Origin of the sequence: Porticoccus sp., from assembly GCF_965660005.1 — a bacterium.
GTDB lineage: Bacteria > Pseudomonadota > Gammaproteobacteria > Pseudomonadales > Porticoccaceae > Porticoccus.
In genome coordinates this window covers 1-12,774 of sequence record NZ_CBFHYF010000006.1, presented here as the reverse complement: position 1 = coordinate 12,774, position 12,774 = coordinate 1, and the positions used below count along the sequence as shown (strand labels likewise).

The window sequence follows — 12,774 nt, the reverse complement described above, 5'->3', positions numbered from 1 at the left end:
CCGCGGGGCGCACGTTTAATTATTGTCGCTAGCGAACGGGCTCCCCCAGCTGGTTCTTGAGCATTAGCCAGAGGGTATCCATACCGCGTTGGAGGCCCTGTAGTTTGCTGAGATCATCAGTATTGTGATGGCTTGCCGCGACACCCAACCGCATCAGGTCCATGGCGGGGTGCCCCCACGCGGCATATTCCCAGTCCAGTATCACCGGGCCACGACCCGTATCGATGATATTGTCCGGTATCAAGTCATGATGACAGATGACCGGTTGCCAGGAACAGGCATCGACAGCCGCGGCATGCTCTTCGATAGCATCTGCTGCCACGGGACGAACAGCCAACTGGGAAAGGTAATGTCGACAGTGCTTCAGATAACTGAAACGATTGACTGCATCGGGTTTGGGAAACGCCCAGATTTTTGCAAGCAAAGGCAGCAGTTGCTGGCTTACCCGATCGTTGCCAGCCGTCCCGGCCCCCCATAATCGCCCGTCGACAAATTCTGTCACCAGTACTTCTGTAGTTATATAAAAAATCCTTGGCACCAACCCGGTGGGCTGCAACAGGCGCAGCAGTGTCTCTTCCCTTTGCCGGTCAATTCCCAGCGCCTTGCCGTGCGGCGTATTCACCCTCACTACGGCACGCCTGGAGCCACTTGCCACCAGAAATGACGAGTTGGTTCTGCCACCGGACAGGGGATTCACCAGAGATGGCTTGCCCGGCAGACCGACTTCCCAGCGTCGCCAACTGGATAGCACCTGCTGCAACAGACTGTCGCGGCTATTCAGCGGATTGTTGCTCAATATAATGCCTTCTCCAACGGACAAAACCGAACACGACCAGCACCAGATAAACGGCAAATAACCCGGCTGTAAGATAGAGTTCGCGATCCAGGTACAGATAAATCGAGGCCCCATCGACGACAATCCAGTAGAGCCAGTTTTCCAGAATCTTGCGGGCCACCATCACCGTGGTCAACACACCGCCCCAGGTGGCAAAGGAATCCAGATAGGGCAAGTGGGCATCGGTGTGTTCAGCCAGCAGGTAGCCGGATATCGCGGATACCAGCAGAACAGCCAACAGCGCACAAAGGTGTTGCTCCAGTCCCCAGCGGGAAATGCTGACGCCGCGGTGATCGGCACCACCACGACGCCACTGATACCACCCGTAAACCGCCATCACCAGATAATAGACATGCAGTAACGAGCCCATGTAGAGACTGACACCACCGAAAACCCAGATGTAGATGGCTGTGCCAATAAAAGCACAAAACCAGCACAGGCTGTTCTCCCGCATCGCCAGTACGAGGTAGGCCAGTGAAAACACCACTGCCAATGCCTCCAGGCTCAGCCACGACATTCAGAACGCCTCATAGCCGGGAATTACCTTGAGTACATACACCGCCATGCCGAATTCCTCACGGCAGTCGGCGATGGTGTCCTGTACTGCCTGCATGGCGGCCCGGTATTCACCCTGCACCACCGTACTGGTGGGAAAGGTCTGCACCTCAAGCGCCGGATAGGGGTTTATCTTTTCAATAAACCCCTTGATCGGCGGAATAAAGTCCTCCCGGTTGGGGTACATACTGACATCAATGATTACCTGCATAGGATAAATCTCCCTGGTCAAACCCACTAAAAACGGTATTTGGCGGTGACACCGACAATGCGCGGCTCACCATACTGATAGTAGGGTTCAGTCTGATAAAAATTGCGGGGGTCATTGCCGAAGCCACCGAAGCCGCGAACAATCACATCCCGGTCTGTGAGATTACGTCCCCACAGCAGCAAATCCCACTGTTGCATACGGTACTCAAGGCGGGCATTAAACAGCTCGTAGCGGTTTGACCTGGCATTGTGACGCGGTGACAAATAGAACTGCTGCTTGCCTTCCATTTCCAGAGCCGCCGACAGCTGCCCGGTTAATGCCACTTCGACTCCCAGAGAAAACTGGTAGGAAGGCGCATGCGCCTGTTCACGGCCATCCAGATCGACCGCCACATTGTTTTCCGGATCGGCATCCACATGACTGAAGCTTTCAAAATCCTGGTAGGTTGCCCGGAGCAAACCGAGACTGCCGTATATCTGGACATCCTCCATCGCCAGCCAGTCGAACATCAGCTCGAGACCGTAATTGCGACCCTTGGCCGCGTTGTCAAAGGAGTCAATAAAACTGCAGGGACAAAGGTCACCGGCAATCGGCTTGACCAGTGATTGCTTGACCTGCATGTCCCGGCGCTTCTGATAAAACAGGGCCAGCTGAAGCTGCAACGTGCGGTCCAGCCAGTCACCCTTGATCCCGGTTTCAAAGTTCCACAGATACTCGGTATCGAAATCCCTCGCACCGGGCTCCAGCTCAGGGTTACTGTTGACCCCACCCGCCTTGTAACCCCGGGAGACCAGACCATACAGGAGCGTTTGCGGCGTCAGACTGTATTCCAGAGCCAGACGGCCACCCCAGAGCCTTTCACTGGTATCGTGACGAACTCCCTCGCTGTCCAGGTAGTCCGCGCGGCGAAACTCGATCCGTGCGCCACTGACAAGGTTTAAACGATCGCTTAGCCGGGTATCCAATTGACCATAGACAGCCCGGTTGCGGGTATCGAAATCGCTGGTGAAATCACCGTCGGCATAGGTGTATTCACGCAGCAACGACTCGTTCTGCCTGCGGTAGTAAATACCCAGTACCCAGTCGCTGGCACCATTAAATAAACGTCCGGCTTCGCTGGAAACCAGCTTCAGGTCGATAGTGCCGTTATAACGGCTGCGCCGGTAGCGATCAAACGAGGAATAGGCCCAACTCTCGCAGGGCAGACCATCGCAAATAGCCGCAAAGCTCCAGTCCTCATCATAACTGTACTGAAGGTTGGTATCGGCATAACTGACCAGCCCGACCACATCAAACTGCTCGGTGGCCTGCCAGATACTCTCTACCGCAAAAGCCGTGGACTCCTGCCGGTCATGACCCGGCTGATCGGAGAGTGTATTGCGGGTGTTATCCAGCGAGAAGGCATCGTAACCATTGTCCGCGTTCACGTAGAAACCGGTAAAATTCAGTTGTAACTGATCGCTGACCCGCCAGTTCAACTTGCCCCGGGCGGTCAGCTCATCGATGTTGCTGGTATCCTTGCGGTGGAGAAATTCGTTATCGATATAGCCGTCACTGCGGTGGCTCTGCACGGCCAGACGGTAACCCAGATTATCGGTAATCGGTCCACTCAACACCGCGCTGGTGGTGCGGGTTTCATAGTCAGCAATGGAGGTTTCAATCTGACCTTCAAACACGTCGGCGGGGGCATTTGATGTCATGTTGATCAACCCCGCCAGCGCATTGGCACCGTAAAGCGTGCCCTGGGGGCCACGCAATACTTCTACCTGACGCAAATCAAGCGTCGTTGCCGCTCCGCCAATACCGCTGAAATCGATCCCGTCAATCAACAATCCCACCGAGGGATTCAGCGGCTCGATAAACTGACTGCGCTCACCGATACCGCGAATCTGGATAAACTTGCCCCGTGATGCACCGCTGGAAAAATTTACATTGGGCACCAGATTCAGGAGCTGATCCAGATGACGGGCCTGACGGCGTTCAATCTGCTGACTGTCGAGGACGGTGATACTGTTGCCGGTATCCAGCACGGATACCTCGCGAAACTGGGCAGTCACCACGACTTCCTGGATTGTTTCATCCTGTAACGACCGGGTGGTGGCATCGGCTGTCGGCTTGTCTGAATCCCCGAGCTCTGTGGCAAGCACGCCGCCCGAAAACAGGCAGATGGCGAGAGCCAATAGCCGGGTTGTTCGACATTTATCTATCATGATGAGCCTCATTAACACTGTTAAGGAGACCCGGATATGGGAGGAGTGAACGATGACTTTTGCGTCCTATCCCTACGCCGGTACTATCCGGATCAGGTTCAAAGGGTTCATCCGAAGATGTCTCAGGCTTGCGCCGCCCCTTAGGAAAACTCAGCTGCTGTGAGCAGGCGAAATTGCGATTCTACGCGAATCAGTCACCAACTCAATGACTGTACTCAAATAATCCTGGAGTATCGAATTTCCGATCCGGATTTGTTGATATAGGCATCGAATGTCATACATATACGGCGAATCAGCAATCGTCCCGCCGGGGTTACCCGAACACCCTCTGCGCCAAAGGCTACCAGACCATCGTCTGCCATAGACTCTAGTTGGGCCAGCTCCCGGGCAAAGTACTCGGCAAACCTGACACCAAACTGTTGCTCGATGTCAGCAAAGTTCAACTCGAAATGGCAGATCAACTGCTTGATCACCGCCTGGCGCAACAGGTCGTCGGCGCTCAGCTCAAACCCCCGCGCCACCGGCAGATAACCGCTGTCGATGGCAGTCTGGTGATCTTCAATCTGCTTATGGTTCTGGGCAAACACATTGTCAATGGCGCTGATGGCCGATACGCCAAAGGCCACCAGATCGCAGCCACCGTGGGTGGAATAGCCCTGGAAGTTGCGCTGCAACAAACCATTGCGCTGGGCCACCGCCAGCTCGTCGTCCGGGCGGGCGAAGTGGTCCATACCAATGTAGACGTAACCCGCATCGTGTAACATCCGGGTCATCCGTTCCATCATCAGCAACTTTTCGGTACCGCTGGGCAAAGCCGTCTTATCGATCTGTTTCTGCACCTTGAACAAGTGGGGCAAGTGGGCGTAGTTAAACACTGACAGGCGATCCGGCCCCAGTTCAATGATGCTGCCCAGAGTGCGCTCAAAGGTCATCCAGCTCTGATGGGGCAGACCGTAGATCAGATCCATGCTGATGGAATGAAAACCCTCGGCTCTGCCCGCCTCCACCGGTGCGTGCACTTCTTCCACGGAGTTGAAACGGTTGACTGCCTACTGTACCACGGGATCGAAATCCTGGATGCCCATGCTGAGCCGATTGAAGCCCAGCTCCCGCAGGCAGGCGATGGTACTGACAGCCATATCCCCGGGGTGAATTTCGATGGAGTACTCACCGCTATCATCCTCCAACAGATTGAAATGTTTGCGGGTGGCTGCCATCAACAGGCGTTTTTCATCATCGCTGATATACGTGGGCGTACCGCCTCCCCAATGCAACTGGTGCACTGGCCGCGAATGGTCGAACAATGCACCCCGTTGGGCCACCTCGACAATCAACCGCTCCAGATAGGGCATCGCACGCTTGCGGTTGGCTGTGATGATCTTGTTGCAGGCACAGTAGTAACAGACGATGCTACAAAACGGGATATGGAAATACAGAGAGAGAGGACGACCCGCTGCGTTGCTCCGCGCAATCGCCTGACGCAGCACCCCCTCACCGCACCCATCGTGAAACTGTGGCGCTGTGGGATAAGACGTATAACGGGGCCCGGAGAGATCGTAGCGCTCGATCAAGTGCCGATCTCAAACAATGCCATGGTCGGAAATCACTGCAATCAAAGACCTGTTGGGGAGAATGCAGATCCTAGCAGCGGTTCGACAACGGTCTCTTGATGTCGATCAACCAACAAGTCTGTGGCCCTGTTTATCGCACCGCTGGCCGGTATACGGTATCCTGTATCCGTTGTTTGTGATGCTCCATTGATTCATCAATCCGCTGCGGTAAACCACCTATGCTGGCACGTCGAGACAAGATCTTTTTCGGCATTTTAGCCGTCACAATACTCGGTACGCTAACCCTGTCGGTACTGCTTGGCTGGTATATCTGGCGAGAGTCTGTGGGCACAGAGGAGCAGCGCCTGCAGTAATTGTCACAGCGGCTCGGCGAGGAAACGGAACATGCCATTATTGACGCCCGCAATCTACTTGAAACCCTCAATGAGCGGACCACCGACCCATGTAACGCCGTCCATCTGGCTATGATACAGGATATCGCCGTCGCTCGCCCCTATATCCGGGCGATTGGCTACTGGCGGGCCGCCGAGCGGCACTGCGGTGCCGGGTTTATTCAGGGCGTCTCTTTCACACCACCCAAAGCCAGCCGGATATACGACCCGGGCGTTATTGCCTGGTGGCCCAGCGAGGCGACAGAAGTGGGCGGTGTACAGCTGTTTCTGATGCGATTTGGCAACCATGATGTGGTGATCGACCCGCGATTGTTACTGAATGTGGGGCTTCCGGATGGTCAGATGGCTGGTCTTTGGGTAGAGAACCTGCCCATGATCACAACGCCCCCGGACGCGATTTTTCCACCATTGGATCACCTCAGACTGGGGCTGACCGTCGACCGCTCGACGCAACAGATGATCTCCCGGTTTTCCCTGGGCACGCTTTTCCCCATCGATATTGTCGCCATTCAGCCAATGAGCGAATTCTGGAAACGCTATCTACCCACCCTGATAACCGCCGGGATACTGGGCCTGCTACTCATCCCTCTCTGGGTATTCGCCGTGGTGCGTTACTCCCGCCAGCACCTCAGTCTGGCTGCCGAATTGCGTGACGCGATCACCAACCATCAATTGCGCGTCAACTATCAACCCATCGTGGATATGTCCAATGGACGTTGCCTCGGTGCCGAATCACTGGCACGTTGGACGCGCGGCAACGGTGAAATGGTCGGTCCGGATATTTTTATCCCCATCGCCGAGGAAGCCGGGCTGGCCACTGAACTCGCACAGGCCATGCTGCATGGCATCCTTCGCGAACTGGGCGATCATCTCAAAAAGTGTCCGAATCTCAGTATCAATCTCAACCTCTCTGCACAGGATCTCCAGACAGACCAGCTGTTTGATCACCTTGAGACCGAGCTGAAGGCTGCCGGGCTTACCACTTCGGCGATCAAACTGGAAATCACCGAACGGGCTCTGGTGGACAGCGATACGGCACGACAGCGAATCCGCACCCTCCGCCAGCAGGGCTATCTGGTGGCTATCGGTGATTTCGGTACCGGTTACTCCAGCCTTTCCTACCTGGAAAGCTTTGAGCTCGATGCGCTGAAAATCGATAAATCCTTTGTCGATGCCATCGAAAACCGAGCTGTTACCAGCAGTGTCATTGTCCATGTGATCGAGATGGCAAAATCATTGAGGCTGGACATTATTGCCGAGGGTGTCGAAAGTGATCACCAGGTGGACTGGCTATTGAGTCAGGACGTTAGGCTGGGACAGGGTTACCTCTTTAGTCGCCCGCTTAGTGCTCGACAATTTATTGCCTTTCATCAAAAACACAGCTGACCGGCTGCTCCACTCCGGATAAACTATCCGAACCCTGGGGAATGGCCAGACCCAATCCACCCCGCCCTGACCGATACTGAACAAGCCACGGGAGTACCGACTGCTTGAAAAGCCCACCCGTCTCAGCCTGTCCAGCAATGCCCATGCGCTGGCTATTAATAGCGATCATTGCATTGGCAAGCAGCAGCTGTGCCGTATGGGAGTCCCTGACTGAACAGTCAGAGCCGGCCAAAATCACCAGTCTTTCGGTCGAGAACACGAAAAATGGCCCTATAAAACGCATGGAGCAGTTGAGCCGCAGCAGCAAAATCAACCCGTTACCCACTGAACAGGTGGGTTATTACATGGATGTTCAGTATGCCAACCTGCAGCAAAAACTCCGCCTTGATGACATCAGTCTCAGTCGGCAGAACACTAAAATCACCATGATTATCCCCAGAACAACTACCTTTGATGTCAACAGTACGACCATCAACAAAGGGGCGCAGTCGGCCCTGACGACCATTGCCGGGGTGTTGTCAGAGTATGACCACACCATGGTTACCGTGGCTGGTCATACCGACAATCAGGGAGAGGCCGTCTATAATCAAAGGCTTTCCGAGCAGCGCGCCCTCGCCATCGGGGAATACCTTTCTCGGCACAGTATCGCACCCATGAGACTGGTGGTTCAGGGCTTCGGGCAAAACCGGCCAATCGCTGACAACAGCACCGCCGGGGCCGTGCGGAAAACCGCCGGGTGGAGCTGATCATTGAGCCGGTCATCGCCCAATAACCACAGTCGTGCCCCGAACAGAACCCTGTCGGGTAATTTCCCGGATGTTGCTTTATCCCCGGTGTATAGACCAAGGTGTAACTGGCAATGGCCCATGCTGGCCAGTATAATCCCGCCACTCTGGAAACCCGCCGGCTGAACCTGTGCATTTCCGCTTCCCTAACTGCAAGAGAGAAGAAGACCAGACATGAGCTACAACAAGATTCCCGCTGGCAACGACCTGCCACACGATATCAATGTGGTCATTGAAATCCCCGCCAACCACGACCCCATCAAATACGAAATTGACAAGGACAGTGATGCAATTTTTGTTGACCGCTTTGTCGCAACACCGATGTTCTACCCCGCCAATTACGGCTATATCCCGCAGACCCTGTCGGAAGATGGCGATCCGCTGGATGTACTGGTAGTAACACCCTACCCGGTCATGCCCGGTTCAGTGATCCGCAGCCGTGTCATCGGCGTGCTGAACATGACCGATGAATCCGGTGTGGATGCCAAATTACTGGCAGTACCGCATACCAAACTTACAAAACTGTATGACCATGTTCAGGAAATTGCCGATCTGCCGGAGTTGTTGATCAAGCAGATCAAACACTACTTTGAAAACTACAAAACCCTCGAAGCCGGCAAGTGGGTGAAAGTTGAAGGCTGGGACAATGCCGAGGCCGCCCGCAGAGAAATTACCGCTTCGCGTGATCGCTATCTGCAAGAGGAAAGCTAAAACCCGCACCAACACCTGCGAATAAAAAAACCCGGCATTTATGCCGGGTTTTTTGGTTATGCGGGAACAGCCCTTTCCCAGTCCAGCATCTGCTGTTTTCTGGGGAATCCCCAGCGATACCCGCCCAACTCACCATTGCTGCGAATTACACGATGGCAGGGAACCAGCCAGGCCACCGGGTTTGCACCAATGGCACTGGCCACCGCCCGCACCGCTTTGGGCTGGTCAATAGCGCTGGCGATCTGCTGATAAGTGCTCACAGTGGCAAAGGGTATTGACAGCAATACCTGCCAGACCCGTCGCTGAAATGCCGTCCCCTGCATGCTCAACATCAAGGTGGTTTGCTGCGAGTTTTCCTGTCCGGGCCGCTTAAACAACGGTTGCATGACAAGTGCCGCGTTCGCATCATCCCGATGGAAACACCGGGATCTGTCCAGCCGGGGAAAAACCCGAAAGGGATCCGTTTCGCCCCGATCCTGAAACACCAACTGCTCAATACCGGACACCGTCCAGACCAGCCAGGTCATCCCAAATGGTGAGGAAGCCTGACCATAGAAGGCATCCGCCCCCCCCTGATAATCAACCAGCCGGACTTTCATCTCTCTCCTCTGTTTTACTGGCGCCGGAACTCAGGTATTGGCCCGATTTTCGATCAACTGCTCTACCACAGCGGGATCTGCCAGCGTTGAGGTATCACCCAGATTCTCCAGTTCATTGGCAGCAATTTTGCGCAAAATACGGCGCATGATTTTTCCCGACCGGGTCTTCGGCAGCCCCGGAGCCCAATGAATGACGTCCGGTTTGGCAATTGGACCAATTTCCTTGACACAAAGCGCCACCAGCTCCTTGCGCAATTCATCCGACGGCTCTGCACCGTTCATCAGTGTGACATAGGCATAGATACCCTGCCCCTTGATATCATGGGGATAACCGACGACTGCGGCCTCTGCCACATTGGCATGCAACACCAGAGCACTTTCCACCTCCGCAGTCCCCATGCGGTGCCCGGAAACGTTCAGCACATCATCCACCCGGCCAGTAATCCAATAGTGGCCATCGGCATCCCGACGACCGCCATCACCGGTAAAGTAGTAACCTTTATAGGGGGCAAAATAGGTTTCCCGGTAACGTTCCATATCACCGTATACACCACGAATCTGAGCGGGCCAGGACGCCTTGATAGCCAGAACACCTTCACCGGGACCTTCGATTTCATGCCCCTCGGCATCCAACAGCACAGGCTGTACGCCAAAGAAAGGGGCAGTCGCACAACCGGGCTTCATCAGGGTCGCACCGGGCAGAGGCGTCAGCATATGGGCACCGGTTTCCGTCTGCCACCAGGTATCGACAATCGGACAGCGACTGTCTCCCACAACCCGGTAATACCACTCCCAGGCTTCAGGATTGATCGGCTCACCCACAGTACCCAGCAAGCGCAGGGAACTGAGATCAGCTTGTTTGACAAAATCCTCACCGGCACCCATCAACGCGCGAATGGCCGTGGGTGCGCTGTAGAAAATGGTGACTTTATGTTTTTCAATTACCTGCCAGAAACGGGAAGCATCGGGATAAGTGGGAACGCCTTCAAATAACAGCGAAGTCCCACCATTGCAGAGCGGGCCGTAGACAATATAACTGTGACCGGTAATCCAGCCCACATCGGCAGTACACCAGTAGATGTCGTCATCCTTGTGGTCGAATACATATTTGTGGGTCATGGCACACTGCAATAAATAACCGGCGGTGGTGTGCATCACGCCCTTTGGCATCCCGGTGGAGCCTGAGGTATAGAGGATAAACAGCGGATCCTCGGCATCCATCAGCTCGGGCGCACAGTACTCATTCGCCTCCATCATTTCTTCGTGGTACCACAGATCTCGCTTGTCGTCCCACTCCACCAGGGCGCGGGTGCGCTCCACCACAAGACAGGTGTGCACATTCGGACAACTCCGCAAAGCCTGGTCGGCATTGGCTTTCAGTGGAATTTTCTTGCCGCCACGCAGACCTTCGTCCGCCGTGATCAGCACCTGACAATCCGAGTCGAGAACCCGATCCTTCAGGGCATCGGGAGAAAATCCGCCGAACACGACGGAGTGAACCGCGCCGATGCGTGCACACGCCAGCATGGCATAGGCCGCTTCGGGAATCATCGGCATATAAATGCATACCCGATCACCTTTTTTTACACCCCGGGATTTCAGCACATTGGCCAGTTTATTGACCTGTTCACTGAGCTCGTTATAGGAGATATCGGTACTTTCCACCGGGTTATCACCTTCCCAGATCAACGCCACCTTGTCACCGTGTTCCGCAAGGTGGCGATCGATACAGTTGACCGTCACATTCAGTTTGCCACCGGAAAACCAGCTGGCTTCGCCGGTGTTGAAATCGTAATCACATACCTCATGCCAGCGTGTTTCCCAATCGAGAAACAGTTCGGCTTCCCTGGCCCAGAATTCATCCGGGTGCTCAATGGAGTGGCGATACATACGCTCGTAGGTTTCAGCATCGATGTGTGCCTGCGTAGCGAAGTCGTCGGGGACGGGACGAATATTGGTTGCGGACATGAAATCCTCCCTCTCGTTATCAATTCTATAGGGCCCAGATTAAAGGAGATGAAGCCTAGCATCTATTCGACCTTTGCATAACAGCTCAAAGGGATTTTTCCTGGGCAAAGCCTCATCCGATAAGCCGGGATACATCTTAACCGGAGACTATCCGGGCCAGCGATGTGTGCTCACGTCCGAACCAGATGAGCGATCTGGGGGCAGAAGAATCCCATTGCTACTGGCGGCGTTGCAGAGCATCGTTCACATAACTCGCCAGTGCTTTAAAGTAGCCGTCTTCCTCGCCGGGTCGCTCCGTCACTAGGTAACAGACCGCTCAACCGGCTTCTGTCATCTACCACCATCACACAAGACACCCGGCGAGAAAGTCTCTGATTAGGGCCACTTCCACACTTATCGACATAAAACCTGCCCACACACGATTTGCAGCTACTTTACCCGAAAGCCATTACTCTACCCAAAAGATAGCGTTGAATGATGACCTGAAACAATTAGGCGAAGGTGGAATGTCGGCAACCTAATACATTATTGTCCGGTGGGTTCAGATAAACCGGAGCAACCAAAAGAAAATGCTGCATATCAGAAAATTATTACTTACTAAAAATAGATAGCCCGATAGAATCAATCCGGCTCGAGACTTTTACAATAAAATCTGGGGCTGAATAAACAGATTCACCCCAACGGGAAGTGATGCCACCCCGAATATGGTTGCAACGAAATCCCAAATTAAACCAAATTATAAGGAAGCCTCCATCATGGGCATGATAAAAGAGTTTAAGGCGTTCGCAGTAAAGGGGAATGTGGTCGATATGGCCGTGGGTATTGTTATCGGTACTGCCTTTGGCAAAATCGTCTCGTCATTTGTCGCAGATGTCATTATGCCACCCATCGGGGTAATGCTCGGTGGTGTCAACTTTTCCAACCTGGTCATTACGCTCAAGGAAGCCGCAAACGATATGCCGGCGGTGGTCATCAGCTACGGGCAATTTATCCAGACACTGGTTGATTTTATCATTATCGCCTTCGCCATTTTTATGGCAGTCAAGGCGATCAACTCAATGAAACGGGAAGAACAAGCTGCACCCGCAGAACCAGCACCGCCACCAGCTCAGGAACTGTTGCTACAGGAAATTCGCGATCTTTTAAGACAGCAAAAATAAGGGTTTGCTATTGATCGGCATGATTGAACGGTCTGGCACAAATTGATATGTCATATGCCAGACCGGTTAATCCGGTCGATCAGATCAGACACAGGATCAACACCGGAAAAACAGCTTTTTTGAACACAACCAAACCGACAATTCTGATCATCAATGCGGGTTCTTCCAGCATCCGTTTTGCCCAATACCGGGTTGGAGAGCCATTGCAGCAAATAATGCATGGCCGGGTGGAGCGAATTGGCATCCCCGGAACCCGGTTGATCATGACAGATATTTCAGGCGCAACCATCGAGAGGGCCATTGATATGCCCGCTGATCCCGGAGCAATGGCCGCGTCCTTTGTCAGCTGGCTGGAAGTATCGGAGATCATTTCATCGATTCAGGCGATCGG

Annotated in this window: 13 protein-coding genes, 1 pseudogene and 1 riboswitch; of the genes and pseudogenes, 6 read left to right on the top strand and 8 right to left on the bottom strand. The window is 54.1% G+C overall.

Features of this window, described 5'->3' with window-relative positions; genetic code table 11:
* Positions 1-28: 28 nt before the first annotated feature.
* The 6 genes and pseudogenes from ACTF5G_RS02700 to ACTF5G_RS02675 all read right to left on the bottom strand — a co-directional run bounded on the left by ACTF5G_RS02700 (position 29) and on the right by ACTF5G_RS02675 (position 5,382).
* Complete coding sequence (locus tag ACTF5G_RS02700) at positions 29-796, bottom strand: phosphotransferase (RefSeq protein WP_438951284.1); 768 nt, start codon at positions 794-796, stop codon at positions 29-31.
* Entirely contained in the window at positions 774-1,352 is a 579-nt protein-coding gene (gene pnuC / locus ACTF5G_RS02695) for a nicotinamide riboside transporter PnuC (RefSeq protein ID WP_438951283.1), read from the bottom strand. Before pnuC ends, ACTF5G_RS02700 begins: the two co-directional genes overlap by 23 nt.
* Complete coding sequence (locus tag ACTF5G_RS02690; RefSeq protein WP_438951282.1) at positions 1,353-1,601, bottom strand: hypothetical protein; 249 nt, start codon at positions 1,599-1,601, stop codon at positions 1,353-1,355.
* A gap of 26 nt (positions 1,602-1,627) precedes the next feature.
* Positions 1,628-3,811 (bottom strand): TonB-dependent receptor, encoded by a 2,184-nt coding sequence (locus ACTF5G_RS02685; RefSeq protein ID WP_438951281.1) that lies wholly within the window; start codon positions 3,809-3,811, stop codon positions 1,628-1,630.
* Between the two features lie 52 nt (positions 3,812-3,863).
* A riboswitch (TPP riboswitch) is annotated at positions 3,864-3,962 on the bottom strand.
* 64 nt (positions 3,963-4,026) lie between these two features.
* Positions 4,027-4,848: pseudogene (hemN, locus tag ACTF5G_RS02680) on the bottom strand (oxygen-independent coproporphyrinogen III oxidase); the annotation flags it as partial.
* Between the two features lie 12 nt (positions 4,849-4,860).
* Complete coding sequence (locus tag ACTF5G_RS02675) at positions 4,861-5,382, bottom strand: radical SAM protein (protein ID WP_438951280.1); 522 nt, start codon at positions 5,380-5,382, stop codon at positions 4,861-4,863.
* A gap of 218 nt (positions 5,383-5,600) precedes the next feature.
* Between ACTF5G_RS02675 and ACTF5G_RS02670 the strand changes: the two genes are divergently transcribed.
* From ACTF5G_RS02670 to ppa, 4 genes are all read left to right on the top strand, one after another.
* Positions 5,601-5,735 (top strand): hypothetical protein, encoded by a 135-nt coding sequence (locus ACTF5G_RS02670; RefSeq protein WP_438951279.1) that lies wholly within the window; start codon positions 5,601-5,603, stop codon positions 5,733-5,735.
* Positions 5,736-7,160, top strand: a complete 1,425-nt coding sequence (locus ACTF5G_RS02665) for an EAL domain-containing protein (RefSeq protein WP_438951278.1) — start codon at positions 5,736-5,738, stop codon at positions 7,158-7,160. It begins immediately after the preceding gene.
* A 143-nt stretch (positions 7,161-7,303) separates the two neighbouring features.
* Positions 7,304-7,906, top strand: a complete 603-nt coding sequence (locus tag ACTF5G_RS02660) for an OmpA family protein (RefSeq protein WP_438951277.1) — start codon at positions 7,304-7,306, stop codon at positions 7,904-7,906.
* Between the two features lie 213 nt (positions 7,907-8,119).
* Positions 8,120-8,656, top strand: a complete 537-nt coding sequence (ppa, locus tag ACTF5G_RS02655; protein ID WP_438951276.1) for an inorganic diphosphatase — start codon at positions 8,120-8,122, stop codon at positions 8,654-8,656.
* A gap of 56 nt (positions 8,657-8,712) precedes the next feature.
* Here the strand turns inward: ppa and ACTF5G_RS02650 are convergent, their stop codons facing one another.
* Together ACTF5G_RS02650 and acs are read right to left on the bottom strand one after the other, a co-directional pair.
* A complete protein-coding gene (locus tag ACTF5G_RS02650; protein ID WP_438951275.1) occupies positions 8,713-9,255 on the bottom strand; it encodes a methylated-DNA--[protein]-cysteine S-methyltransferase in 543 nt (180 codons plus the stop codon).
* Positions 9,256-9,285: 30 nt separating this feature from the next.
* Positions 9,286-11,223 (bottom strand): acetate--CoA ligase, encoded by a 1,938-nt coding sequence (gene acs / locus ACTF5G_RS02645; protein WP_438951274.1) that lies wholly within the window; start codon positions 11,221-11,223, stop codon positions 9,286-9,288.
* Positions 11,224-11,978: 755 nt separating this feature from the next.
* Here acs and mscL point away from each other — a divergent pair.
* Positions 11,979-12,383, top strand: a complete 405-nt coding sequence (mscL, locus tag ACTF5G_RS02640) for a large-conductance mechanosensitive channel protein MscL (RefSeq protein ID WP_438951273.1) — start codon at positions 11,979-11,981, stop codon at positions 12,381-12,383.
* 119 nt (positions 12,384-12,502) lie between these two features.
* Positions 12,503-12,774 (top strand): hypothetical protein (locus ACTF5G_RS02635; RefSeq protein ID WP_438951272.1); only part of this gene is annotated, 272 nt, incomplete at its 3' end.